Here is a 24,637-nt window from a genome sequence, read left to right as displayed (position 1 = left end):
CAGTGCGCGTCCGCGGGATTCCGCAGCGCTCACACCCAGTCGCGCGGCACGAGAAAATCGGTGTAAAGGCGCGCTTCCGGCGTGCCCGGTTCGGGATGCCAGTTGTAGCGCCAGTTCACCACAGGCGGCATCGACATCAGAATCGATTCGGTGCGTCCGCCGCTCTGCAGCCCAAACAGTGTGCCACGGTCGAAGACCAGATTGAACTCGACGTAGCGCCCGCGCCGGTAAGCCTGGAAATCGCGCTCGGCCTCGCCGTACGGAATGTTGCGGCGCTTTTCGATAATCGGCAGGTACGCTTTGAGGAATCCTTCGCCCACGCTTCTCAGCATCGCGAACGATTGATCGAAGCCCGGCGCCGAGTAATCGTCGAAAAAAATCCCGCCGATGCCGCGCGGCTCGTTCCTGTGCTTCAGGAAGAAATAGTCGTCGCACCAGCGCTTGAAGCTCGGGTACAGGTCCGCGCCATAAGGCTCCAGCGCATCGCGGCACACGCGGTGGAAATGCCGCGCGTCTTCTTCGTAGCCGTAGTACGGCGTCAGATCCATGCCGCCGCCGAACCAGAACACCGGCTCTTCACCAGGCTTGGTGGCGACCAGCAGGCGCACGTTCATATGCACCGTCGGGCAATGCGGATTGTGCGGGTGCAGCACGAGAGACACACCCATCGCCTCGAAGCCGCGCCCGGCCAGTTGCGGACGCGCCGCGCTCGCGGAGCCCGGCAACGCGTCGCCCGCGACGTCGGAAAAGCCAATGCCGGCACGTTCGAAGAAGTTGCCGCCTTCCAGAATGCGCGTGAAGCCACCGCCGCGCAGCTTTTCGCCGGGCGTGCGCTGCCATGCGTCGGTGGCGAAGGGCTTGCCGTCGAACGCGCCCAGCGTGTCCGCGATTTGCGTTTGCAGGCTTTGCAGCCAGATGCGCACGGCTTGTGCGTCGTAGCTCGAATCGGTCATCAATGCAGGTGCTGAAGGCGGCACGTCGGTGCCGCGGGTTGCTCGTGAGGCGCCGCGCTGTGTTTCAAAAACGCCGTCCCGAAGGCGCGGCCGAACGGGCGCGCCCGCATACCCGCAGTGTAGCGCCGCTGGCGCCGCGAACCGGCGAGCGCCTCGCGCGTCAGTGCTTGCCTTCCGTCTTCGCGTCGTGCTTGCGGTTCAGCGCGCGATAGCCGATGTCGCGCCGGTACTGCATGCCGTCGAACGAGATCTGGTTGATCGTTTCATATGCGACCGACTGCGCGCTGCGCACCGAGTCGGCCAGGCCGACCACACACAGCACGCGGCCGCCCGACGTGAGGAGCTTGCCGTCGGTTAGCGTGGTGCCCGCATGGAAGGTGACCGAGTCCGCCGTCTCCGCAGGAATGTCGTTGATACGGTCGCCCTTGCGTGGGGTATCCGGATAGTTGTGCGCGGCGAGCACCACGCCCAGCGCGGTGCGGCGGTCCCACTCCAGTTCCACTGTATCCAGCGTGCCTGCGATTGCCTGCTCGACCACCTTCGAATAGTCGCCCTTCAAACGCGCCATGATCGGCTGCGTTTCGGGGTCGCCCATGCGGCAGTTGAACTCGAGCGTTTTGGGATTGCCTTGCGCGTCGATCATCAGACCCGCGTACAGAAAGCCGGTGTAGCGGATGCCTTCTTTTTCCATGCCGCGCACGGTCGGCAGGATGATTTCGCGCATCACGCGTGCATGCAGTTGCGGCGTGACGATCGGCGCGGGCGAGTAGGCGCCCATGCCGCCGGTGTTCGGGCCCTGATCGCCGTCGAGCAGACGCTTGTGGTCCTGGCTCGACGCGAGCGGCAGCACGTGCTTGCCGTCGACCATCACGATGAAGCTTGCCTCTTCGCCCGCGAGGAACTCCTCGATCACGACGCGCGCGCCGGCGTCGCCGAGCTTGTTGTCCGACAGCATCATGTCGACCGCGGCGTGCGCTTCTTCCAGCGTCTGCGCGACGACCACGCCCTTGCCGGCGGCGAGGCCGTCAGCCTTGATGACGATCGGTGCGCCCTTGGCGTCGAGGTACGCGTGCGCGGCGGCGACGTCGGCGAAGGTTTCGTATTCGGCCGTGGGGATCGCATGGCGCTTCATGAACGCCTTCGCGAAGTCTTTCGAGCTTTCGAGCTGCGCTGCTTCCTTCGTCGGTCCGAAAATCTTCAGGCCGCGGGAGCGGAACAGATTGACAATGCCTGCCGCGAGCGGCGCTTCCGGCCCAACCAGCGTGAAGGCGATCTGTTCCTGCTCGACGAAATCGGCGAGCGCGGCCGGCTCCGTAATGTCGACGTTGCGCAGACGCTCGTCCTGCGCGGTGCCGCCGTTGCCAGGAGCCACGTAGACGAGCTGGACCCGCGGCGATTGCGCGAGCTTCCATGCGAGCGCATGTTCGCGACCGCCGGAACCGACGACGAGTAACTTCATGTGAATCCCCGAGACTTTAAAAACGATAAACGGCTGAAGCAGCGAGCGCAGCCGTGCAATAAATAGCGAGATTCGCGCCGGGTCGGCCCGCGCCGGCGTTTAAGCCTGCGCACCAAGCCCGGGACGAGCCCGAGTGGCGATGACATGGCGGGCGCACGATCCTGCACCTCTGTCCAGAACGCCCGTTCAGCGCAACGATCTGCATAAAGCGGCGGTAAAGCAGCAGCAAACCAGCAATCGAGCCGCAATCAAGCAGCAACGAGAAGGCGCGCCGGCAGCCCGTCGCGGGTTTGGGTTCGTCGATCAACGCGAGCCCAACCCGAACGGTGCCTGAGCACACTCACTCGTCGGCGATCGCGGCGTTTGTATAGACTTCCTGCACGTCGTCCAGATTTTCCAGCGCGTCGAGCAGCTTCTGCATTTTCACCGCGTCGTCGCCGGTGAACTCGACTTCCGTCTGAGGTTTCATCGTCACCTCGGCCACTTCGGCCTTGAAGCCCGCGGCTTCGAGCGCGGCCTTCACCTTCGGGAAGTCGTTCGGCGGGCACAGAACTTCAATGCTGCCGTCTTCGTTCGTGACGACGTCGTCGGCGCCGGCTTCGAGCGCGGCTTCCATCAGCTTGTCTTCGGGCGTGCCCGGCGCAAACAGGAACTGGCCGACGTGATCGAACATGAACGAGACGGAGCCGTCGGTGCCCATGTTGCCGCCGTTCTTCGAGAACGCGTGACGCACTTCCGCCACCGTGCGGGTACGGTTGTCGGTCATGGTGTCGACGATCACCGCCGCACCGCCGATGCCGTAGCCTTCGTAGCGGATTTCTTCGTAGTTCGCGCCGTCCACACCGCCCACGCCGCGCTGGATTGCGCGGTTGACGTTGTCTTTCGGCATGTTGGCGTCGTACGCCTTCTCGACGGCGAGCCGCAGACGCGGATTCGAGTCGATGTCGCCGCCGCCCATGCGCGCCGCGACCTGAATTTCCTTGATGAGCCGCGTCCAGACCTTGCCGCGCTTGGCGTCGGCCGCTGCTTTCTTATGCTTGATGTTGGCCCATTTCGAATGACCCGCCATACCTTTCTCCGTCGCGCGCGCCAGCGGGGCGCACGCATTGTGCAATTGTCGTTGCGATTCCGGGCGCTCGTGCGTGTGCTTGCCGCTTTGCGCCTCGATGCTGAATTCGCGCCCCTGTCCGTTTAGCCGCCGTTACTCAAGTCCAAGTCGTGTCGCGTCGCGCCGTGTCTCGTCTCATCGCGCGGGGCGCGGCTGGCGGGTGCGAAGCACTGTGGCGCGGCCGGCAGGCGCCGTGCGGCTAACGCCGCAAATAACGGCTTGCTCGCCCGGTCAGCGTGCATTGCCCGCCAGGACACGCTGCGAGCCTCGAGGTGTCGGAAGCGGGGCTGCCCTTTAAGTGGACTCGAATTTTATCACGGCGGGACGGGCCGGCAGAGGCAGACGTCGACGTGAATTGCACAGAAAGTGCGCGTGCGCGGCGTTCAGCGGCGGCAATGAGATGCCGCCGGCCCCATTTTTCTATTCGTCAGTTCTTCGTGCCGAACAAGCGGTCGCCCGCATCGCCGAGGCCCGGCACGATGTACGCGTGCTCGTTCAGATGCGAATCGAGCGATGCAACGAAAAGCTTCACGTCCGGATGCGCGTCCTGGAACACCTGCACGCCTTCGGGCGCGGCGACCAGCGCGAGGAACAGGATGTTCTCGCCGGCCACGTTGCGGCGCTTGAGCACGTCGACTGCATGCACCGCCGAATAGCCGGTCGCGACCATCGGATCGCACAGAATGAACACACGGTCCTCGAGATCGGGCAGGCGCACCAGATATTCGACCGGCCGGTGATCTTCCGCGCGATACACGCCGATGTGACCCACGCGCGCCGACGGCACCAGTTCCAGCAGACCGTCCGACATGCCGATGCCCGCGCGCAGCACCGGCACGATCGCGAGTTTCTTGCCGGCGATCACCGGCGCGTCGATCTCGACGAGCGGCGTGCTGAGCCGGCGGGTGGTCATCGGCAGATTGCGGGTGATTTCGTAGCCCATCAGCAGCGTGATCTCGCGCAGCAGTTCGCGGAACGTGCGCGTCGAGGTGTCCCGGTCACGCATGTGCGACAGCTTGTGCTGGATCAGCGGGTGATCGAGGATGAAAAGGTTGGGAAAACGGCTGTCCTGAGTCATGGGCGGGGGCACGAGCGGCGGCAAAAAGGTCGATTCGGGGCCGATTCGGGGATCGGTTCGGCGCATTGCGCGGCGAGCGCAATCAACTTGCGACGGCCGGCGCACGCGCCACGGCGCAAGTTTACCGAAAGAGTGGCCCCGGAAGATACCGGAGATTGCAACAGCCCGGCGCAGTCCGGCACCGATTCTTCTAGAATCGGGGGAAACTTTGCAACCATTCAGCAAGACGCCAGCGAGGAGAACGCACACATGGACATGGGCATTGCAGGACGCACAGCGCTGGTATGCGCGGCGAGCAAGGGTTTGGGGCGTGGTTGTGCTGAAGCGCTCGCGGCCGAAGGCGTCAACCTGACGATCGTCGCCCGCACTGCCGGCCCGCTCGAAGCGACAGCCGACGACATTCGCCGTCGAACTGGCGTCGAGGTGAAGACGGTCGCATGCGACATCACCACGCCCGAAGGCCGGGCAGCGGCGCTCGCGGCTTGTCCGCAGCCGGACATTCTGGTGAATAACGCGGGCGGCCCGCCGCCCGGCAACTTCCGCGAATTCACGCACGACGACTGGATCCGCGCGCTGGAAAGCAACATGCTCACGCCGATCGAGCTGATCCGGGCGACCATCGACTCGATGAGCGCGCGCGGCTACGGGCGCATCGTCAACATCACGAGTTCGTCCGTGAAGGCGCCGATCGACGTGCTGGGCCTGTCGAACGGCGCGCGCTCGGGCCTGACCGGTTTTGTCGCGGGTCTCGCGCGCAAGATGGCGCCCACCGGCGTGACGATCAACAACCTGCTGCCGGGCATGTTCGATACGGACCGGATCGCCGTCACCATGCAGGCGGCAGCGAAATCGAACAACATTTCCCTCGAAGAAGCCCGCGCGCAGCGCATGAAGGCGATTCCCGCCGGACGCTTCGGCAATCCCGGCGAATTCGGCCGTGCCTGTGCCTTTCTGTGCAGCGTCCACGCGGGTTACATCACCGGACAGAACTGGCTGATCGACGGCGGCGCCTATCCCGGCACGTTCTAGACGCATACGTTCACATAGGTGCGTGCCGTGGGTCCACGGCAGCACTTTGAGCAACATCACAACAACGACAATCACAACGGTTCCAGGAGTCTTACGTCATGACCACCCGCATTGCGCTGATCGCGCACGATCACAAGAAAGACGACATCGTCAAACTGGCCGGCGAATACGTCGACACGCTCAAGCGCTGCGATGTCGTCGCGACCGGCACGACCGGCGGGCGCATTAGCCAAGCGCACGGGCTGACCGTCGAGCGCATGCTGTCCGGCCCGCACGGCGGCGACCTGCAGATCGGCGCGCAACTGGCGGAAGGGCGCGTGGACATGGTGATTTTCCTGCGCGATCCGATGACGCCGCAACCGCACGAACCGGATATCAACGCGCTGGTACGCGCATGCGACGTACACAACATTCCGTGCGCGACCAACATCTCGACGGCACGCATGGTTCTCGACGTCCTCACGCTGCGTCTCACGCAACAAGTTTGACGCTGCATACGCGAGGCTCATCGGCCAGACAATCAGCCCGCATTCCAAATCAAGGAGACACGAATGGTCAAAGCAATCCGATTCGATAAAACCGGCGGCCCCGAGGTGATGAAATGGGTCGACGTCGAGGTGGGCGACCCCGGAGCCGGCGAAATTCGCATCCGTCAGACGGCGGTCGGGCTCAACTATATCGACGTGTACTTTCGTACCGGTTTATATCCGCTGCCGCTGCCGGGCGGCCTCGGCATGGAAGCAGCCGGCGAGGTGATCGCGGTCGGCGCGGGCGTGAACGATCTGAAAGCGGGCGATCGCGTCGCCTACGTGGCAAGGCCGCCTGGCGCTTATGCGCAGGAGCGCGTGTTGCCGGCCGCACAGGTCATCAAGTTGCCGGACGCAGTGAGCGATGAACAGGCCGCCTCGGTGATGCTGCAAGGCCTGACCGCTCAGTACCTGCTGCGCCGCACGTATCGCGTCAAGGCCGGCGACACCATCCTGATTCAGGCGGCCGCGGGCGGGGTCGGCTTGCTCGTGTGCCAGTGGGCGAAGGCACTGGGCGCGACGGTGATCGGCACCGTCGGCTCGGACGAGAAAGCGGAGATCGCGAAGGCGCATGGCTGCGATCACGCGATCGTCTATACGCGCGAAAACTTCACGAAGCGCGTGCGCGAAATCACCAACGGCGCGGGCGTGCCGGTGGTGTACGACTCCATTGGTAAAGATACGTTTACGGGCTCGCTCGATTGCCTCGCACCACTCGGCATGTTCGTGAGCTTCGGCAATGCGTCGGGACCGTTGCCGCCTATCGACTCGTCCGAATTCGCCGGCCGCGGCTCGCTGTTCTTCACGCGCCCCACGCTGTTCACGTATATCGGCAAACGCAGCGACTACGAGGCGATGTCGGCCGAACTATTCGATGTGCTGGTTTCAGGCAAGGTCAAGACGAGCATCAACCAGCGCTACGCGCTCGCCGATGTGGCTCAGGCGCATACGGATCTCGAATCACGCAAGACCACGGGGTCGACCATCCTGTTGCCGTAGTCCTCATGCGCGTTCGCGCGCCTTCCTGACAGCCCGGACCTGAGCATGTAACCAGGTCGAGCCGTTGACCGCCACCAGGGCCGTTGCATCTCGCGATGCAACGGCCTTGTGCGTTTACGCGATTTTTATATCGCGAACCCCAGCTTTGATCAGCCCTTTACGCGCATGCGCATACCGTTGCGGCTATCCGAATTCCGTCAATGGAGAATAAAAATGGATGCGCTGTACGTCGTAGCCGTCGCGCTTTTCACCGCGCTGACGTTTGCATTGATTGCCGGCTGCGAGAAGCTGATGCTGTCCCGTCGCGGCCAGGGAGCACGCTCATGAACTGGATGTTGTGGCTCTCCGGCGCGGCGACCGCGCTGCTGTTTGCGTACCTCGTCTATGCGCTGTTGCGCGCGGAGGACATTGAATGAACGCGAATAATGTCTTGCAGGCGGCGCTCTTTATCGTCGTTCTGCTGGCCGCCGCGGTGCCTGTGTCGCGCTATCTGCACGGCGTGATGGAGGGCAGTTCGCGCGTGCTGCGCATCGGCGGACCGATCGAGCGGCTGTTGTACCGCGTCGCCGGCGTCGATCCGTCGACGGAAATGAGCTGGAAGCACTACGCGATCGCCACGATCGCGTTCAATGCGCTGGGCGTCGTGTTCCTTTATCTGCTGTTGCGCGTGCAGGGCTGGTTGCCCGGCAACCCGCAACAGTTCGGTGCCATGACCGTCGACGGTGCGTTCAATACCGCGATCAGCTTCGTGACCAATACGAACTGGCAGGACTACACGCCGGAACAAACGGTGGGTTATCTCACGCAGATGCTCGGCCTCACGGTGCAGAACTTCTTCTCCGCGGCGACCGGCATCGTCGTCGTGATCGCGCTGGTTCGTGGCTTCGCCCGCCATACGGCGCAAACCATCGGCAATTTCTGGGTCGATCTCACACGGGTAACGCTGTACGTGCTGCTGCCGATGTCGGTCATCGTCGCGACGCTGATGATGAGCCAGGGCGTGATCCAGAACTTCAACGCGTATAAAGACGTGCCGACGTTGCAAACCACGACCTACGCCGCGCCGAAGCTCGACGCGCAAGGCAATCCGGTCAAGGACGCGAAGGGTAATGCGGTGACAGTCGATACGCCGCTCAAAACGCAGACCATCGCGATGGGTCCGGTTGCGTCGCAGGAAGCGATCAAGATGATCGGCACCAACGGCGGCGGTTTCTTCAACGGTAACTCTGCGCATCCGTACGAGAACCCGACGCCGTTCTCCAACTTCCTGCAGCTCTTCTCGATCCTGATCATCCCGGCCGCGCTCGCGCTCGTGTTCGGCCGCATGATCGCGGACCGCAAACAAGGTGTGGCCGTGCTCGCGGCAATGACGATTGCGTTCGGCGTGTGCGTGTTCGGCGAGATCGGAGCGGAGCAGGGCGGCAATCCGGCTTTCACCGCGCTGCATGTCGATCAGTCGGCGAGCGCGATGCAGTCTGGCGGCAACGCGGAAGGCAAGGAAACGCGATTCGGCATCGCGCAATCCGGCATCTTCACTGTCGCGACGACGGCGGCTTCGTGCGGCGCGGTCGCCAACACGCATGATTCGCTGACGCCTATCGGCGGCCTTTATCCGCTGCTGCTGATGCAGCTTGGCGAAGTGATCTTCGGCGGTGTCGGTTCGGGCCTGTACGGCATGCTGGTGTTCGCGCTGCTCGCCGTGTTCGTGGCGGGTCTGATGATCGGCCGCACGCCGGAATATGTCGGCAAGAAGATCGAAGCGTACGAGATGAAGATGGTGTCCATCGTCGTTCTGCTCACGCCGTTGCTCGTGCTGGTCGGCACGTCGATCGCGGTGCTGAGCGACGCAGGCAAGGCGGGCATCGCCAATCCGGGCGCACACGGCTTCTCGGAGATCCTCTACGCGTTCAGCTCGGCCGCGAACAACAACGGCAGCGCGTTCGCGGGCCTGACCGTGGGCACGCCGTTCTATAACTGGCTCACTGCAATTGCGATGTGGTTCGGCCGCTTCGGCACCATCGTCCCTGTGCTCGCGATTGCCGGCTCGCTTGCTGCCAAGAAGCGCATCGGCGTGACCGGCGGCACGCTGCCGACGCACGGGCCGCTCTTCGTCGTTCTGCTACTCGGCACGGTGCTGCTGGTCGGTGCGCTCACTTACGTGCCGGCTCTCGCGCTCGGTCCGGGCGTCGAACATCTGATGATGATGGGCGCGAACTGATGTCAGCACTGATATGCACGGACGTGGCAAGACGCGTATCCGTACGCGTCGGCAAAAAAGCAACGCGAAATTCGAGGATGCAATGACTGAACACAATGCAACGAGGTCCATGTTCGATCCGGCGCTGCTGCGCCCGGCGATCGCGGACTCTTTCAGGAAGCTCACGCCGCGCACGCAGTTCCGTAACCCGGTGATGTTCTGCGTGTACGTCGGCAGTATTCTCACGACGATCCTGTGGATCGCCGCGCTCGCCGGTCAGGCGGAGGCGCCTGCGGGCTTCATTCTCGCGGTCACGCTGTGGTTGTGGTTCACGGTGCTGTTCGCGAACTTCGCCGAAGCGCTCGCCGAGGGCCGCTCGAAAGCGCAGGCCGCATCGCTGCGCAGCGCGAAGAAAGACGTGATGGCGAAGAAGTTGAACGAGCCGCATCCGAAGTCGCCAATCCGGATCGTCACCGCGTCGGATCTGCGTCGCGGTGACGTGGTGCTGATCGAAACCGGCGACGTGATTCCGGCCGACGGCGAGGTAGTGGAGGGCGTCGCGTCCGTCGATGAATCCGCGATAACCGGCGAATCCGCGCCGGTGATTCGCGAGTCGGGCGGCGACTTTTCTTCGGTGACGGGCGGCACGCGCGTGCTGTCCGACTGGATCGTCGTGCGCGTCACCGCAAATCCCGGCGAAGCATTCCTCGACCGCATGATCGCGATGGTCGAAGGTGCGAAGCGTCACAAGACGCCGAACGAGATCGCGCTGACCATTCTGCTGGTTGCGTTGACCATCGTGATGCTGCTCGCGACGGCCACGCTGCTGCCGTTCTCGATGTTCTCCGTGGAAGCGGCGCATCTGGCCAACGCGGCGGGCCACGTCGTGACGATCACCGCTCTCGTCGCGCTACTGGTTTGCCTGATCCCGACCACGATCGGCGGCCTGTTGTCGGCCATCGGCGTGGCCGGCATGAGCCGCATGATGCAGGCGAACGTCATTGCAACGTCGGGTCGCGCGGTCGAGGCGGCCGGCGACGTCGACGTGCTGTTGCTCGACAAGACCGGCACGATCACGCTCGGCAATCGCCAGGCGTCGCTCTTCGTTCCGGCGCCGGGTCTCACCGAAGAAGCGCTTGCCGACGCAGCGCAGCTATCGTCGCTTGCCGACGAAACGCCAGAAGGACGCAGCATCGTCGTGCTCGCGAAGCAGCGTTTCAACATCCGTCAGCGCGATATGGCGTCGCTGCACGCGGTGTTCCTCGCGTTTACCGCGCAAACGAGAATGAGCGGCGTTGATCTGCCGAACCGCGAAATTCGCAAGGGCGCCGCGGATGCGGTGAAGCATTACGTCGAAGCGAACGGTGGCCGTTTTCCGCACGAAGTCAGCGACGCAGTCGCCGAAGTCGCGCGGCGCGGCAGCACGCCGCTCGTCGTCGCGGAGAAAGGCGAACACGGTGCGCGCGTGCTGGGCGTGATCGAGTTGAAGGATGTGGTGAAAGGCGGCATCAAGGAGCGCTTTGCCGAACTGCGCAAAATGGGCATCAAGACGGTGATGGTGACGGGCGACAACCGGCTGACGGCGGCGGCGATTGCGGCAGAAGCGGGTGTCGACGATTTTCTTGCAGAAGCGACGCCTGAAGCCAAGCTCGCGACGATCCGCGCGCATCAGGCCGAAGGACGCCTCGTGGCGATGACGGGCGACGGTACGAACGATGCCCCTGCGCTCGCACAGGCCGACGTCGCGGTTGCGATGAACACCGGCACGCAGGCCGCGAAAGAAGCCGGCAACATGGTCGACCTCGATTCGAATCCGACGAAGCTGATCGAGATCGTAGAAATCGGCAAACAGATGCTGATGACGCGCGGCTCGCTCACCACGTTCTCGATTGCCAACGACCTGGCCAAGTACTTCGCGATCATTCCGGCCGCGTTCGCGACCACCTATCCGGCACTGAATGCGCTGAACGTGATGCATCTGGCAACGCCGGCATCCGCGATCATGTCGGCGGTGATTTTCAACGCGCTGATCATCGTGCTGCTGATTCCGCTCGCGTTGAAAGGCGTGCGTTATCGGGCGCTCGGCGCTGCGGTTCTGCTGCGACGCAATCTGCTCGTGTACGGGCTGGGTGGAATCGTGGTGCCGTTCATCGGCATCAAGTTGATAGATATGGTGCTCGCCGCGTTTGGCTGGGTTTGAGTCCGGCTGTTGAAAATCGGCAGCCTACGAGGAAACAATCGTCATGAAAAATCTTTTGCGTCCGTTGATCGTTCTTTTCGCGGTGCTCAGCGCCGTTACCGGGCTAGCTTATCCGGCGTTGGTCACCGCCGTGGGCCAAACGCTGTTTCACGATGAGGCCAATGGCAGCCTCATCGAGCAGGACGGCAAGGTGGTCGGCTCGAAGCTGATCGGCCAGCAGTTCGACGCGCCGCAGTACTTCTGGGGACGTCTATCGGCCACGAGCCCGATGCCCTATAACGCGCAAGCTTCGGGCGGCTCCAATCTCGGGCCGACCAATCCGGCGCTTCTGGACGAAGTGAAAGGCCGCATCGACGCTTTGAAGGCAGCGGGAACGGATATGTCCAAGCCCGTGCCGGTCGATCTGGTGACGTCGTCCGGAAGCGGACTGGACCCTGAGATCAGCCCGGCGGCGGCCGCTTATCAGATCGATCGGGTCGCGAAAGCGCGAGGGCTCGGAGAGAACGATGTGCGAGCGCTAGTGGACCGTTATACGAGTGGCCGTCAATTCGGCATTCTCGGTGAGCCCCGAGTGAACGTGCTGCAACTGAACCTCGCGCTCGACGAGATGAAGCGCGGGTGAGGGCGCCTGACCAGAGCCCGGCGCAACGCTAACCGGGGAGCGGCCGGACAACTCGCGGAACAGGCGGCGCGCGCGAATGCGGTTCTTATCTCTCACAGGCCATGGCCGTGCATCGTTATGAACGATTTGCGGCCGGGCCGCCGCCGTGCCACCATGCACGCACCGCCGCGTGCCTTCCATCGAACATGCAAGCATGAACCGCCCCGATCCCGATCAACTGCTCGACAAGCTGCAGCGCGACGAACAACAGCGTCAACGCGGCAGGCTGAAGATTTTTTTCGGCGCGTCGGCGGGCGTCGGCAAGACATACGCGATGTTGCAGGCGGCGCGCCGCCGTCGTGACGAAGGCGCGGACGTGGTGGTCGGCATCGCCGAAACGCATGGACGCGGCGAAACCGCTGCGCTGCTCGAAGGACTCGACGTGCTGCCGCTCGCACAGTTCGACTACCGTGGGCGCAAGCTCGGCGAATTCGATCTCGACGCGGCGCTGGCGCGCAAGCCGCAACTCATTCTCGTCGACGAACTCGCGCATTCGAATTTGCAGGGCGCGCGGCATCTCAAGCGCTGGCAGGACGTGTATGAACTGCTCGACGCCGGCATCGACGTCTATACGACTGTCAACGTTCAACACCTGGAAAGTCTGAACGACGTGGTTGGACAGATCACGGGCATCCGCGTGTGGGAGACAGTCCCCGACCGCGTGTTCGATCGCGCCGACGAAGTCACGCTGGTCGATCTTCCAGCCGAGGAACTGCTCGACCGCATGCGTGACGGCAAGGTGTATCTGCCGCAACAGGCCGAGCGCGCCGTGCGCAATTTCTTTCGCAAGGGCAACCTGATCGCGTTGCGCGAGCTGGCATTGCGCCGTACCGCCGATCGGGTCGACGCGCAAATGCGGGAGTATCGTGCCGATCGTTCGATCGAACGGATCTGGCAGGCGCGCGAACGCTTGCTGGTATGCGTCGGTCCCGGCCCCGAAGCGCCGATGCTGGTGCGCGCGGCGGCGCGTCTCGCCACGAGTCTGAAGGCAGACTGGATCGCCGTGTATGTGGAAACGCCCGCGCTGCAGCGCTTACCCGATGCGCGGCGCGAACGCACGCTGAACGCATTGAAGCTCGCCGCTGAACTCGGCGCGGAAACGGCGACGCTCGCGGGCGTCGACGCGGCTTCGGCGCTGGCCGGTTACGCACAGGCTCGCAACGTGTCGAAACTGGTGGCGGGCGCGTCGACCCGCTCGGGTTTAACGCGCTGGCTGCGCCGCCCGCTTGGCGAACGCATCGCGGAAAAGGCGGGTCATGTCGATCTCACGCTGATTCGCCCGTCGACGTCGGAAAGCGGCAGCGGCGAGCAGCACCGCTTGCTCAGCACGACTGCGAACGCATGGCGCGATGCGTTGAGCGCCGCGCGCGAACGCCGCTCGCCGCCGCGCGCGTACGGCTTCGCACTGGCGATCTGCGCGGGCATCACCGCGTTGTCGAGCCAGTTGAGCGATCACATCGATCTGACGAACCTGGTCATGCTGTATCTGCTCGGCGTGATCTTCACAGCAGCGAAACTCGGGCGCGGGCCCGGCGTGCTGCTGTCGTTCCTGAGCGTCGCCGCATTCGACTTTTTCTTCGTGCCGCCGCGCTTGTCGCTGTCGGTGTCGGATACGCAATATCTGTTGACGTTCTTCGGCATGTTGCTGACCTCGCTCGTGATCAGTCATCTAACGTCGAGCTTGCGACGCGAGGCGCGGGTGGCGCGGCGTCGCGAGCAGCGCACCGGCGCCATGTACTCGATGGCGCGCGAACTGGCCGCCGCGCTGACGACCGAGCAGATCGTCGGCATTGGGAGCCGTCACGTGAGCGAAGTGTTCGGCGCGCGCGTTGCGGTTCTGTTGCCGGACAGCGCCGATCGGGTGAAGCAGAAAATCGAGGACCCGGACGCCGCAATCACGCTCGAAGGCGAACTGCTCGATACCGATGTCGGCCAATGGGTCTACGATCACCAGAAGCCGGCCGGACACGGTACCGACACGCTGCCCGCTGCGGCTGCCCTGTATCTGCCGCTAAAGGCGCCGATGCGTACGCGCGGCGTGCTTGCGGTGGTGGTGCGCGACGAACGCGAACTGGACGTGCCCGAGCAGGAGCGCATGCTCGACGCGTTCGCCGCGCAGATCGCGCTCGCGCTCGAGCGCGTTCATTATGTGGACATTGCGCGCGACGCGCTGGTCAGTATGGAATCCGAACGTTTGCGCAACTCGCTGTTGTCGGCGATTTCGCACGATTTGCGCACTCCGCTTACAACGATCGTCGGCTTCTCGTCGATGCTCGCACAATCGCGGGGAACTCATGTCGACGTGGAGCGCGACGGTGAACTCGTCCAGGCGATCCATGAAGAAGCGCTGCGCATGACCGGGATCGTGACGAATCTGCTCGACATGGCGCGCTTGCAGGAGGGCAGCCTGCAGCTAAACCGGCAGTGGACGCCGCTCGAAGAAACCGTGGGCGCCGCGCTGCGCGCCTGCAAGCGTGCGCTGAGCGGACACCCGGTGCAGGTCAATCTCGCGGCCGGCCTGCCGTTGCTGCATCTGGACGCTGTACTGATGGAGCGGCTTTTCTCGAACCTGTTCGAGAATGCGGCGAAATACACGTCGCCCGGTACGCCGCTGACCATCGGCGCGCAACGCTTCGAGCCGGACGGCAAGCCGTTCGTGCGCGTCACTGTCGACGATAATGGGCCGGGCCTGCCAGCCGGCATGGAAACGCGAGTGTTCGAGAAGTTCACGCGCGGCGAGAAGGAATCGACCAAGCCCGGCGTGGGCCTGGGTCTCGCGATTTGCCGAGCGATCGTGGAAGCGCACGGCGGAAGCATCGGCGCGCTCAATCGCGTGGCCGCTGGGTCTGTAGGTTCGGCAGGGTCGGCAGAGGCGGCTGACGGCCGCATCGACGGTGCGCGCTTCTGGTTCACGCTGCCCGTCGACACGCCGCCGGACGCGCCGGATCCGATGGACGAAGAAGCCGACGACGATCTGGGACACAATCCGGGACAAGCAGACTCAACACCCGCGGATTTGGACTCGCATTCAAACCCGCACCTGGACCAGCTAGCGAAACCAACTCATGAGTGAGCCGAGCATCACCGTCGTTCTGATCGAAGACGAAAAGCAGATTCGCCGCTTTGTGCGCACGGCGCTGGAAGGCGAGGGCATCGCCGTGTATGACGCCGAGACCGGCAAGCAGGGCCTGGTGGAAGCCGCGACGCGCAAGCCCGATCTCGTGATCGTCGATCTCGGCCTGCCCGACACCGACGGTCTCGACGTGATCCGTGAATTGCGCGGCTGGAGCGAGTTGCCGGTGATCGTGCTGTCCGCGCGCACGCAGGAGAGCGAGAAAGTCGCGGCGCTCGATGCCGGTGCGGACGATTACCTGACGAAGCCCTTCGGCGTGTCCGAACTGCTCGCGCGAATCCGCGCGCATCTGCGGCGTCGCAATCAAGGCGGCGCGAACGAGTCGCCGCAGGTGCGCTTCGGCGCGGTAAGCGTCGATCTGGCGTTGCGCCAGGTGACGCGAGAAGGCGCCGCAGTTCATCTGACGCCGATCGAGTATCGGCTGCTCGCAACGCTCGTGCGCCATGCAGGCCGCGTACTGACGCACCGGCAATTGCTGCGCGACGTGTGGGGGCCGTCGCATGTCGAGAGCTATCACTATCTGCGAATCTATATGGCGCATTTGCGGGGCAAACTGGAGCGCGATCCGGCGCAACCCGAGCACATCGTCACGGAAACAGGTGTCGGATACCGGCTGGTCGGCGTGGCTTGAACACGGCGGCGTGCGCCTCACAGCGCGATGGCGAGCGGATCGTTATAATTACGAACCGTAAGGACGGCCTTACGCTTTTCACAAACGGGGACGGCCCCATCTGATCAATGGAGCTGTTCCATGTCCTGGATTCTTCTATTCGTCGCCGGTTTGCTCGAAGTCGCTTGGGCGGCCGGTCTCAAAAGCTCGGACGGTTTCACACGGCTGTGGCCTTCGGTGTTCACCATCGTGACGGCGGTCGGCAGCTTCGTGCTGCTGGCAATGGCTATGAGGCAGTTGCCGCTCGGCACCGCTTACGCGGTGTGGACCGGCATCGGCGCGGTCGGCGCGTTCATCTTCGGCATCGTGATGATGGGCGAGGCGCTGACGGTTGCGCGGGTTGCAAGCGCGGCGCTGATTGTCGTCGGCCTGGTCGGGCTCAAGCTGTCGTCGGGACATTGAGTCCCTGCACATGCCGCCATTTTGCAAGCCACTCTGCGTTCTGCGAATTAACGTGGCTATAATGAGATTGAAACCAACCTGAAGTTGCCCGCGGCCTGCCCGGCGCGGCCGGCTTGGCGCGGGTCTGACGACTTCGGTGTGGCGGCTCCTTCGTGATTGGCCTGCCGAAGCGCCCGGCACGCACCGCGCGCCTGGAGGCGGCCATGCTTGAATCACTTTCGCTTGCTGCGGGGCTCTCATGGGGCAGCGGCCTGCGCCTCTATCTGACGGTCCTGCTGGCCGGCGTGTTCGAGCGCCTCGGCCTCGTTCATCTTCCCGATACCTTGTCCGCGCTGTCCTCGCCTTGGGTGATCGGCGTGGCGGGCGCGCTGACCGTCACTGAATTTCTTGCAGACAAGATTCCCGCGTTCGATTCCTTGTGGGACGCAATTCACACCTTTATCCGCATTCCGGCCGGCGCCATGCTCGCAGCCGGCGCACTCGGCCATGCCGATCCCGCGCTGCTGACGGTAGCCGCGCTCGCGGGCGGCACGCTCGCAGGCACCGCGCATCTCACGAAAGCGGGTACGCGCGCCCTGATCAATCTGTCGCCGGAACCGGTGTCGAATATCGTTACGTCGACCGCCGAAGACGGACTCGTATTCGGCGGCATCCTGCTCGCGCTCTTCCTGCCGCTGCTGTTTCTCGTGCTGATCGTCGGCTTCCTGGTGCTGGCCGGCTGGGTGTTGCCGCGGCTCTGGCGCGGCGTGCAGGGCGGCTTTCGCGGCATGGCCACGCATATGGTGTCGCGCCTCGCGAGGAGCCGGCACGATTGAGCGATACCAGCGAAACCCGCGAGACCAGCGGTACCGACGAAGTCAGCGACAAGATCACACATTCCACGGCACGCGTCGGCGTGTCCGCGACGCGCCGCTTTAGCGGCGGCGATCTGCTGCGCCAGGCGATTCGCATGACGGCGCGCGACTGGCGCGCGGGCGAACTCACCATGCTGCTGCTCGCGCTGGTGCTGGCCGTCGCGGCGCTATCGAGCGTCGGCTTTCTCGCCGACCGTTTGCATCAAGGGCTCGAGCGCGACGCACGCCGCATGATCGCCGCCGACTTCATCGTGCGCGCGGATCATCCGGTCGATCCGCAGTTCGCGCAGCAGGCGTCGGCGCTCGGGCTGAGCACGGCGACCACGGCAATCTTTCCGAGCATGATCAACTCGACCGGCTCCCAGCCGGTGTCGCGACTCGCCGCGATCAAGGCGGTGTCGCCGGGCTATCCGCTGCGCGGCGCGTTGCGGATTGCGTCAGCGCCCACGGCGGCGGATCATCCCGCGCAAACCATTCCCGCGCCTGGCACCGTCTGGGTCGATCAGCAACTGCTCGACGCGTTGAAGGTGCGCATAGGCGACACGGTGAAGGTCGGCAACCGCAGCTTCACTATCGGCGCGATGATCACGCGCGAACTCGACCGCGGCTTCTCGTTCGTCAACTTTTCGCCCCGATTGATGATGCGCGCGGACGAAGTTCAGTCCACCGGGCTCATCACGTTCGGCAGCCGCGTGACATACCGGCTGCTGGTCGCGGGCGCCGATGTGTCGGTCGCGCGCTTTTCAGAGTTCGCGCACGGCAAGGTGGACGGCGGCAAGATGCGCGGGGTCGCGCTCGAATCCTTGCAGGACGGCCAGCCGCAAGTGCGCCAGACACTCGACCGCGCGAGTCATTTCCTCACGCTCGTCTCGCTGCTGACCGCGCTGCTCGCGGCAGTGGCGATCGCGATGGCCGCGCATCGGTATATGCGCAGGCATCTGGACGGATGCGCCGCAATGCGTTGTCTCGGCGTGAGTCAACGCACGCTGCGCGCACTGTTCACGCTCGAATTCGTCGGCGTGGGCGTGCTGGGCGGCGCGCTCGGCGTCGCGCTGGGGTATCTCGGCCATCTGGCGTTGCTGACGTGGCTTGGCAGTCTCATCGACGTCGCGTTGCCGTACCCCACGGCATGGCCGGCGCTCGAAGGCATCGCAGCCGGTCTGGTGCTGCTGCTCGGCTTTGCGCTGCCGCCGCTGTTGCCGCTTACGCGTGTGCCGCCGGTTCGCGTGCTGCGTCGCGAGTGGGGCGAAGAAGGGCGCACGGCGTGGGCCGCTTACGCGCTCGGCATCGTGCTCTTCGCGGGACTGTTGATCGTCGCGGCGGGCGAGTTGAAGCTCGGCGGAATCGTCGCGGGCGGTTTCGCGGGCGGGCTGCTGGTGTTCGCGTGCGTCGCCCGCGTTGCGCTGTGGGGCGCGGCGCGCGTGGTGCGCAGCGAGCGTGTGAATGCGGGCATCGGCTGGCGTTATGCGCTCGCCTCGCTGGAGCGGCGCAGCAGTGCGAGCGCGTTGCAAATCACCGCGCTCGGCATTGGCCTCATGTGCCTGCTGTTGATCGCGATGACGCGCAACGATCTCGTGGCCGGCTGGCGCAAATCGACGCCGCCCGATGCGCCGAACGAATTCATCATCGACATTCAGCCCGATCAGCGCGACGCGGTCACGCATTATCTGGACACGCACGGCGTGCCGGACACGGTGCTCTCGCCGATGGTGCGCGGCCGGCTCACCGCCATCAACGGCAAAGCGGTGAATCCCGATTCGTTCAAGGGCGACGACGCCAAACGCCTGGTGGACCGCGAATTCAATCTGTCGTACACGACGCAGTTGCCCGAGGACAATCGCCTTTCCGCGGGCACCTGGTACGGCGACACGAAGACGCCGCAGATTTCGATCGAAGAGGGCCTCGCGAAGCTGATCAACGTGAAGCCGGGCGACGTGCTGCGCTTCGACGTTACCGGCCTGCAGATCGACGCGCCGGTCACGAGCGTTCGCAAGCTCGACTGGGGTTCGTTCAAGGTCAACTTTTTCGTATTGATGCCGCCGGCCGCGTTGCAGGACTTCCCGGCTACGTTCATTACCAGCTTCCATTTACCGCCTGAAAAACGTTCGACTATCGACGGCCTGATCGCCGCATACCCGAACCTGACGGCCATCGACACCGGTCCGATTCTCGCGCAGGTGCAGCGCGTGTTGCAGCAGGTGATCGGCGCGGTGCAATTCCTGTTCGCCTTCACGCTCGCGGCAGGCGTGCTCGTGCTGTACGCGGCGCTCGCCGGCACGCGCGACGAGCGTATGCGAGAATCCGCGCTGTTGCGCGCGCTGGGCGCGTCCCACGGCCAGGTTCGCACGGTGCAGATTGCCGAGTTCGTCGCGGTCGGCGCGCTCGCCGGATTCATGGCGGCGCTCGGGGCGCAGGTGATCGGCTGGGTGCTCGCGACTCGCGTGTTCCAGTTCTATCTCGAGTTCAATCCATGGCTGCTGCCCGCCGGAATCGCGGCGGGCGTCGCGTGTGCGGCGGTCGGCGGCTGGCTGAGCTTGCGGCATGTGCTGTCGCGGCCCGCGTTGCAGTCTTTGCGGGACGCCTGAATTTTCCCTCGGTTTCTGTTGATGAGTTGTTATGAGTGAGCTTGATGACGAAGTGTCGGCGGCGCAGCCTACGGCCTTCGAACTGGTTGGCGGAGAAGCGCGTGTGCGTGAACTCGTCGACCGTTTTTACGACCTGATGGATCTCGAAGCGGAGTTCGCCGGCATTCGCGCGTTGCATCCCGAGTCGATGGACGGCTCGCGCGACAAGCTGTTCTGGTTCCTCTGCGGATGGCTGGGCGGGCCCGATCATTACATCAGCCGGTTCGGGCATCCGCGCCTGCGTGCGCGGCATTTGCCGTTCGCGATCGCGTCGAGCGAACGGGACCAGTGGCTTCGCTGCATGGCTTGGGCGATGGAAGACATAGGGCTTGCCGAGCCGCTGAGAGAACGGCTGCTCGGCTCGTTTTTCGAAACGGCTGACTGGATGCGCAACCGCAATGGCTGACCTCGACACGGACACCGACGGCGCGGCGCCGGTGCCGGTGCCGGTGGCGAATGCGCTTACAGGTGAGGTGGCCGACCGCAGGTCGGCTGACTACGCCGCGCTCGATCCGCAGGCGCGCGCCGTGCTCGACTGCTGGTTCGGTGCGCCCGACTCGCCGGACTTCGGCGAGCCGCGCAAGCTCTGGTTCACCGCCGACGATTCATTCGATGCGAGCTTGCGCGAACGTTTCGGAACGCTGACCGATGCCGCCCGCGAGTCCCAACTCGACAGTTGGGCCGCAACGCCGTTAGGAGCGCTGTCGCTCGTTATCGTGCTGGATCAGTTTTCGCGCAATTGCCACCGCGACACGGTTACGGCATTCGCGGCCGACCGGAAAGCGCTGGCTATTGCAGAGCAGATGGTTGCGAGTGGAGCGGACCGGCTGTTGCCGGGCGTGCATCATCGCGCGTTTGCTTATCTGCCGTTTGAGCACGACGAATCGCTCGCAAGCCAGCATGAGTCGCTGCGTCTTTTCAAGGCCCTTGCCGCCGAGCCGGGCGGTGCGTCTTATTATTCGTTCGCGGTGAGGCACGCAGAGATCATCGAGCGCTTTGGACGCTTTCCCCATCGGAACGCGGTGCTCGGGCGCGAGTCCACAGCCGATGAAATCGCCTTTCTGCGCGAGCCGGGCTCGTCGTTTCAATCGCGCGCGAAAAAGCCGGCCGTCGGTAGTTAAAGTGCGTTCTGGCCGCCTGACGCACCGCGTTGCGGGCTAATGCGCGTACGGCGGGCGCTCTTGAATGGGCGCATTGCCCGGATTCCTCTTTAGGCGCCCGCCGCTCTATCAACGCACGATTCTCGCGTTATCGCGTCCCTGCACCGACAGCCGGGGTGCGCACGAAGACGCGCAACAACTCGTCGGTATCGCCCGGACGCGCGCCCGACCAGAAGAGACGCCAGTCGCCAGCCGGTGTGGACGGGTTGTCCCGCCGGCCTCCGACAATCAGCCACGTACACCCGGTCGTGCGGGCGTCGACGGTCGGCTGATGCTCGATGCCCGCAAAATATTCGAGCATCGGCGCTTCTGACTCGCCTAACCCGATGCTCGCCATACAATCGCCGTCATTCCATTCCACGTTCAACGCCTCGCCGAGGTTTTCGAACACCGAGCGGTAGCTCTTCGCGTAATCGAGCCAGGGCAGCAGCAGCGTGCTCACCAAGCCCCACGCGACGACAGCGCCCGCGCACCAGCTGAGCGGGCCGCGCCACTTGCCCGTGTATTTGAACGCGGGCAGCAGCCACAGCCAGCCGATAGTCATCAATAGCGCGGCGGCGATCAGCCCGGGGCGGACGGGTAAGACGAAGTCGAGCGGCAGCCATCGGCCGAGCCGGTGCAGCGATGCATGCGTGTTCATCGGGCTGCTCGCGATGGACCAGACAATCCAGGCGAGCGCTGCCGTGCTGCCGAACAACACGCGGCTCGTCATGTCCCACGCCGTATGGAAACGCTGCGGCAACCGCTCGGCGCCTTGCATCGCGAGCAACGCCAGCGGCGCAATGAAAGGCAGAATGTAGAGTTCGCGAATCGTCGCGGAGCTTTGCAGCACGGCGAAACCAGTGCCCGCGAAAATCGCCGGCAACGCGACGCGCGGGTCGCGCCAGCGCCGCCATGCGCCGCCCGCGAGCGCGGCCACTGCCAGCGGCACGACGGGAAAACCGACGGTCAGCACGGTGCGCAGCACGAATAGCCGGTTCTCGCTTTCCGAGCCAAGTTCGGCCACCGAAAAACCAAAAAAGCGGCCGACGTTGTTATCCCACAGCCAGACCTTGAAGAGCGCTTCAGACCGTAGATAGAAGCAGGGCGGCCAGATCAGTGCGAACGGCGCGCACACCAGCGCGGCCACGCCGAGCGCACCGGCGAAGCTGCGGCTGCGGCAGGCCGGATAAAGCACGAGCACCGCGCAGACCGTCGCGGCGAACACGAGTGGCACGAACAGGCCTTTCGCGAGAAACGACAGGCCGACACCTGCGCCGAACATCGCGGCGCCGCTTAGTATCGCGTGGCGACGCTGCGCGGCGTCGTTGTTTCGTTCTCCGTCATAACGAAGATGCGCGAGCACGAGTTCGAACAGCCCGCAGAATCCGATCGCCGCACCGGCCATCAGCGCGACGTCGGTCATCATGTCGTGCACGTGTTTGACGACGACGAGGGTGCCGCCAAACAACGCCAGCGTGCTGACCACGCGCAAGTCGCGCCAGTTCGAGGCATCCACGGCGCGGCGCGCGACACGGGCCGTGTAGTACACGGTCAGCCCGGCGAACAGCGCGCTCGCGAGACGCGCCGCGTCATGCAGTGGCATGTAGCGGCCGAACATCCATGCGAGGCCGGCGGCCACCCAGTCGTACACAGGCGGTTTTTCGACGAACGGCTGGCCCGCGTTGGTCGGCACTACGATATCGCCGGTGTCGAGCATGTGCTGGACGATGCCGAATGTGTAAGTCTCGTCCTGTTTCCAGGGATCGTGGCCCAAGGTGCCCGGCAAAAGCCACGCGCAGACGATCGCCATCGCCACGAGCCAAAGCAGCGGGCGCACGTTGCTGAGCGCACGCCAACGATCGAGGTAAGGCGCGCGATCGGCGGCTCGCGAGCCGGCGGCCGGAGATGGTGCGACTGGCTTTTCTTGCATAAGACGATCTCTTATCGCGGCAAGCGGCAAGCGGCAACTCAGGCGCGCGTACCGGTTCTTTATTCGGCGTCGCGGGCATGGCGCGCGATCGGCCGCGATTGTAATCTCCTATTCTTACGAACGATTACACGGGCGGCGGCGCACAGACGCAGCGGTTGAACGTGTCGGGGCAATGCCTATGCGTGATGGGCTGCGAACGGGAACAGGAAGGAGGCGCGGCGTGACATCGGCCGCCGCGTGAATCGACGGTGAAGAAGAAGGGCGCCTAGCGGCCGCCCGCAACGTCGATGAGAGCGCCAGTCACATACGACGCGGCGTCGCTCAGCAGCCAGACGATGGTTTCTGCAACTTCGTCGGCGCGGCCGGGACGGCCGAGCGGGGTTGTCGAACCCAGTTGCGCGGCGCGATCCGGCTTGCCGCCGCTCGCGTGGATTTCAGTGTCGATGAGACCCGGCCGTACCGCGTTCACACGCACGCCTCGTGGGCCGAGTTCCTTCGCGAGCCCGAGCGTCATGGTGTCGACCGCGCCTTTCGCGCCTGCATAGTCGACGTATTCGTTAGGCGAACCCAGCCGCGCCGCCGCCGACGACACATTGACGATCACGCCGCCCGCACCGCCGCGATCCGTCGACATGCGCCGCGCGGCTTCGCGCGCGCATAGATACGCGCCCAGCACATTGACGTCGAAGATACGCGTGAGGCGCGCCAGATCCATGTCGGCGAGTTGCATCGACGGTGCAACGATGCCCGCGTTGTTGACGAGCGCATCGAGCCGGCCAAAGGTCTGCTCCGTTTGGTCGAACATCGCAATCACGTCGGCTTCGTTTGCGACGTCGCCGGCAACCGGCAATGCGCGCCCGCCGGCCCGCTCGACTTCGGCGACGGTCTCCTGCGCGGCGGCCAGATTCTGCGTGTAATTCACGACGACGGACCAGCCGCGCGCGCCCAGCAAGCGCGCCGTCGCGCGGCCTATACCGCGGCTGCCGCCGGTGATCAGAACGGTTTGCGTCATCGCAACCTCAACGTGCAGGGAGAGTGGGCGCCAGGCAAACGCGGCGGCCTTTCAATCGCGGACGAAGTCAGACGGCGTCGCGGTTGATCGCCCACTTGTCGGCGGCGGGCGGTTGATAGCGTTGCAGCTTGCCGATCAATGCGCCGGGATCGGCGTCGATCTGCAGGATGTCGAGATACGCTTTGCGCATGAAGCCTTCGTCGACAGTGTGCTGCAAGAGATTGATCAATGGATCGTAAAAGCCGTCGATATTGAGCAGTGCCACCGGTTTCTGGTGATAGCCGAGCTGCGCCCAGGTGTAGACCTCGAAGAGCTCCTCCAGCGTGCCCGCGCCGCCCGGCATCGCGACGAACGCATCGGACAGATCGGCCATCATCTTCTTGCGATGATGCATGTCGGGCACCACGTGCAGTTCGGTCAGCCCGTTATGGCCCACTTCCTTATTGACGAGCAACTCGGGAATCACGCCGATCGCGCGGCCGCCTTCGGCCATGACCGTGTCGGCGATCACGCCCATCAGGCCAACCTTGCCCCCGCCGTACACCAGCGCGAGATCGGCTTCAACCAGCGAGCGGCCGAACGCGCGCGCCGCTTCTGCATACAACGGTTTGGCCCCGTTCGCGGAGCCGCAATACACACACACCGACTTCATGGAGAAA

22 protein-coding genes are annotated in these 24,637 nt (G+C 64.4%); 15 read left to right on the top strand and 7 right to left on the bottom strand.

What is annotated here, in order from left to right; genetic code table 11:
• Positions 1-29: 29 nt before the first annotated feature.
• The 4 genes from hemF to upp all read right to left on the bottom strand — a co-directional run bounded on the left by hemF (position 30) and on the right by upp (position 4,598).
• Positions 30-953: an oxygen-dependent coproporphyrinogen oxidase gene (hemF, locus tag J2W46_RS05970; protein ID WP_020069539.1), complete on the bottom strand. Its 924-nt coding sequence runs from the start codon at positions 951-953 to the stop codon at positions 30-32.
• A gap of 160 nt (positions 954-1,113) precedes the next feature.
• A complete protein-coding gene (purD, locus tag J2W46_RS05965) occupies positions 1,114-2,412 on the bottom strand; it encodes a phosphoribosylamine--glycine ligase (protein WP_310352176.1) in 1,299 nt (432 codons plus the stop codon).
• A gap of 340 nt (positions 2,413-2,752) precedes the next feature.
• Entirely contained in the window at positions 2,753-3,481 is a 729-nt protein-coding gene (locus J2W46_RS05960; RefSeq protein ID WP_013339911.1) for a YebC/PmpR family DNA-binding transcriptional regulator, read from the bottom strand.
• Positions 3,482-3,947: 466 nt separating this feature from the next.
• Positions 3,948-4,598 (bottom strand): uracil phosphoribosyltransferase, encoded by a 651-nt coding sequence (gene upp / locus J2W46_RS05955; RefSeq protein WP_027776630.1) that lies wholly within the window; start codon positions 4,596-4,598, stop codon positions 3,948-3,950.
• A 249-nt stretch (positions 4,599-4,847) separates the two neighbouring features.
• On the opposite strand from upp, the gene J2W46_RS05950 reads away from it, so the two are divergent.
• The 15 genes from J2W46_RS05950 to J2W46_RS05880 all read left to right on the top strand — a co-directional run bounded on the left by J2W46_RS05950 (position 4,848) and on the right by J2W46_RS05880 (position 21,015).
• Complete coding sequence (locus tag J2W46_RS05950) at positions 4,848-5,627, top strand: SDR family oxidoreductase (protein ID WP_310352173.1); 780 nt, start codon at positions 4,848-4,850, stop codon at positions 5,625-5,627.
• Between the two features lie 98 nt (positions 5,628-5,725).
• Entirely contained in the window at positions 5,726-6,115 is a 390-nt protein-coding gene (locus J2W46_RS05945) for a methylglyoxal synthase (RefSeq protein WP_310352171.1), read from the top strand.
• Positions 6,116-6,178: 63 nt separating this feature from the next.
• Complete coding sequence (locus tag J2W46_RS05940; RefSeq protein WP_088173575.1) at positions 6,179-7,153, top strand: quinone oxidoreductase family protein; 975 nt, start codon at positions 6,179-6,181, stop codon at positions 7,151-7,153.
• 213 nt (positions 7,154-7,366) lie between these two features.
• Entirely contained in the window at positions 7,367-7,480 is a 114-nt protein-coding gene (locus J2W46_RS05935; RefSeq protein WP_020069546.1) for a hypothetical protein, read from the top strand.
• Entirely contained in the window at positions 7,477-7,569 is a 93-nt protein-coding gene (gene kdpF / locus J2W46_RS05930; RefSeq protein WP_020069547.1) for a K(+)-transporting ATPase subunit F, read from the top strand. Before J2W46_RS05935 ends, kdpF begins: the two co-directional genes overlap by 4 nt.
• Positions 7,566-9,371, top strand: a complete 1,806-nt coding sequence (gene kdpA / locus J2W46_RS05925) for a potassium-transporting ATPase subunit KdpA (protein ID WP_310352168.1) — start codon at positions 7,566-7,568, stop codon at positions 9,369-9,371. Before kdpF ends, kdpA begins: the two co-directional genes overlap by 4 nt.
• Positions 9,372-9,453: 82 nt before the next feature.
• A complete protein-coding gene (gene kdpB / locus J2W46_RS05920; RefSeq protein WP_027776635.1) occupies positions 9,454-11,550 on the top strand; it encodes a potassium-transporting ATPase subunit KdpB in 2,097 nt (698 codons plus the stop codon).
• 43 nt (positions 11,551-11,593) lie between these two features.
• On the top strand, positions 11,594-12,172 hold the full coding sequence (gene kdpC / locus J2W46_RS05915; RefSeq protein ID WP_214877709.1) for a potassium-transporting ATPase subunit KdpC: 579 nt from the start codon (positions 11,594-11,596) through the stop codon (positions 12,170-12,172).
• Between the two features lie 193 nt (positions 12,173-12,365).
• The gene (locus tag J2W46_RS05910) at positions 12,366-15,284 is read left to right on the top strand and encodes a DUF4118 domain-containing protein (protein WP_310352166.1); all 2,919 of its coding nucleotides are present in this window, start codon (positions 12,366-12,368) and stop codon (positions 15,282-15,284) included.
• Entirely contained in the window at positions 15,277-15,975 is a 699-nt protein-coding gene (gene kdpE / locus J2W46_RS05905) for a two-component system response regulator KdpE (RefSeq protein WP_020069552.1), read from the top strand. Before J2W46_RS05910 ends, kdpE begins: the two co-directional genes overlap by 8 nt.
• 120 nt (positions 15,976-16,095) lie before the next feature.
• Complete coding sequence (gene sugE, locus J2W46_RS05900) at positions 16,096-16,416, top strand: quaternary ammonium compound efflux SMR transporter SugE (RefSeq protein WP_020069553.1); 321 nt, start codon at positions 16,096-16,098, stop codon at positions 16,414-16,416.
• Between the two features lie 203 nt (positions 16,417-16,619).
• A complete protein-coding gene (locus J2W46_RS05895; protein WP_027804877.1) occupies positions 16,620-17,231 on the top strand; it encodes a DUF4126 domain-containing protein in 612 nt (203 codons plus the stop codon).
• A 134-nt stretch (positions 17,232-17,365) separates the two neighbouring features.
• The gene (locus tag J2W46_RS05890) at positions 17,366-19,855 is read left to right on the top strand and encodes an ABC transporter permease (RefSeq protein ID WP_310353059.1); all 2,490 of its coding nucleotides are present in this window, start codon (positions 17,366-17,368) and stop codon (positions 19,853-19,855) included.
• 31 nt (positions 19,856-19,886) lie between these two features.
• Positions 19,887-20,300 (top strand): group II truncated hemoglobin, encoded by a 414-nt coding sequence (locus J2W46_RS05885; RefSeq protein WP_020069556.1) that lies wholly within the window; start codon positions 19,887-19,889, stop codon positions 20,298-20,300.
• The gene (locus J2W46_RS05880) at positions 20,293-21,015 is read left to right on the top strand and encodes a DUF924 family protein (protein WP_310352160.1); all 723 of its coding nucleotides are present in this window, start codon (positions 20,293-20,295) and stop codon (positions 21,013-21,015) included. Before J2W46_RS05885 ends, J2W46_RS05880 begins: the two co-directional genes overlap by 8 nt.
• Positions 21,016-21,142: 127 nt before the next feature.
• On the opposite strand, the gene J2W46_RS05875 is transcribed toward J2W46_RS05880, so the two are convergent.
• The 3 genes from J2W46_RS05875 to J2W46_RS05865 all read right to left on the bottom strand — a co-directional run bounded on the left by J2W46_RS05875 (position 21,143) and on the right by J2W46_RS05865 (position 24,630).
• A complete protein-coding gene (locus tag J2W46_RS05875; protein WP_310352157.1) occupies positions 21,143-22,966 on the bottom strand; it encodes an ArnT family glycosyltransferase in 1,824 nt (607 codons plus the stop codon).
• Positions 22,967-23,231: 265 nt separating this feature from the next.
• Positions 23,232-23,978 carry an SDR family oxidoreductase gene (locus J2W46_RS05870; RefSeq protein WP_020069559.1) on the bottom strand — a complete coding sequence of 249 codons (747 nt, stop codon included), beginning with the start codon at positions 23,976-23,978 and terminating at the stop codon, positions 23,232-23,234.
• A gap of 67 nt (positions 23,979-24,045) precedes the next feature.
• Complete coding sequence (locus J2W46_RS05865; protein WP_310352154.1) at positions 24,046-24,630, bottom strand: LOG family protein; 585 nt, start codon at positions 24,628-24,630, stop codon at positions 24,046-24,048.
• Positions 24,631-24,637 lie beyond the last annotated feature (7 nt).

Origin of the sequence: Paraburkholderia strydomiana (assembly GCF_031456815.1) — a bacterium.
GTDB lineage: Bacteria > Pseudomonadota > Gammaproteobacteria > Burkholderiales > Burkholderiaceae > Paraburkholderia > Paraburkholderia caledonica.
Note: the sequence above shows the minus strand (reverse complement) of the source record. Positions and strands in the feature narration are given on the sequence as shown.

Bases quoted from the DNA above. Each gene is read 5' to 3' on its own strand.
- J2W46_RS05945 (WP_310352171.1), top strand. From the start codon at position 5,726: ATGACCACCCGCATTGCGCTGATCGCGCACGATCACAAGAAAGACGAC.
- J2W46_RS05890 (WP_310353059.1), top strand. From the start codon at position 17,366: ATGACGGCGCGCGACTGGCGCGCGGGCGAACTCACCATGCTGCTGCTC.
- J2W46_RS05875 (WP_310352157.1), bottom strand. From the start codon at position 22,966: ATGCAAGAAAAGCCAGTCGCACCATCTCCGGCCGCCGGCTCGCGAGCC.
- kdpF (WP_020069547.1), top strand. From the start codon at position 7,477: ATGAACTGGATGTTGTGGCTCTCCGGCGCGGCGACCGCGCTGCTGTTT.
- J2W46_RS05895 (WP_027804877.1), top strand. From the start codon at position 16,620: ATGCTTGAATCACTTTCGCTTGCTGCGGGGCTCTCATGGGGCAGCGGC.
- kdpA (WP_310352168.1), top strand. From the start codon at position 7,566: ATGAACGCGAATAATGTCTTGCAGGCGGCGCTCTTTATCGTCGTTCTG.
- hemF (WP_020069539.1), bottom strand. From the start codon at position 953: ATGACCGATTCGAGCTACGACGCACAAGCCGTGCGCATCTGGCTGCAA.
- upp (WP_027776630.1), bottom strand. From the start codon at position 4,598: ATGACTCAGGACAGCCGTTTTCCCAACCTTTTCATCCTCGATCACCCG.
- J2W46_RS05880 (WP_310352160.1), top strand. From the start codon at position 20,293: ATGGCTGACCTCGACACGGACACCGACGGCGCGGCGCCGGTGCCGGTG.
- purD (WP_310352176.1), bottom strand. From the start codon at position 2,412: ATGAAGTTACTCGTCGTCGGTTCCGGCGGTCGCGAACATGCGCTCGCA.
- J2W46_RS05885 (WP_020069556.1), top strand. From the start codon at position 19,887: ATGAGTGAGCTTGATGACGAAGTGTCGGCGGCGCAGCCTACGGCCTTC.
- J2W46_RS05910 (WP_310352166.1), top strand. From the start codon at position 12,366: ATGAACCGCCCCGATCCCGATCAACTGCTCGACAAGCTGCAGCGCGAC.
- kdpB (WP_027776635.1), top strand. From the start codon at position 9,454: ATGACTGAACACAATGCAACGAGGTCCATGTTCGATCCGGCGCTGCTG.
- J2W46_RS05865 (WP_310352154.1), bottom strand. From the start codon at position 24,630: ATGAAGTCGGTGTGTGTGTATTGCGGCTCCGCGAACGGGGCCAAACCG.
- J2W46_RS05935 (WP_020069546.1), top strand. From the start codon at position 7,367: ATGGATGCGCTGTACGTCGTAGCCGTCGCGCTTTTCACCGCGCTGACG.
- kdpC (WP_214877709.1), top strand. From the start codon at position 11,594: ATGAAAAATCTTTTGCGTCCGTTGATCGTTCTTTTCGCGGTGCTCAGC.
- J2W46_RS05960 (WP_013339911.1), bottom strand. From the start codon at position 3,481: ATGGCGGGTCATTCGAAATGGGCCAACATCAAGCATAAGAAAGCAGCG.
- J2W46_RS05870 (WP_020069559.1), bottom strand. From the start codon at position 23,978: ATGACGCAAACCGTTCTGATCACCGGCGGCAGCCGCGGTATAGGCCGC.
- sugE (WP_020069553.1), top strand. From the start codon at position 16,096: ATGTCCTGGATTCTTCTATTCGTCGCCGGTTTGCTCGAAGTCGCTTGG.
- J2W46_RS05950 (WP_310352173.1), top strand. From the start codon at position 4,848: ATGGACATGGGCATTGCAGGACGCACAGCGCTGGTATGCGCGGCGAGC.
- kdpE (WP_020069552.1), top strand. From the start codon at position 15,277: ATGAGTGAGCCGAGCATCACCGTCGTTCTGATCGAAGACGAAAAGCAG.
- J2W46_RS05940 (WP_088173575.1), top strand. From the start codon at position 6,179: ATGGTCAAAGCAATCCGATTCGATAAAACCGGCGGCCCCGAGGTGATG.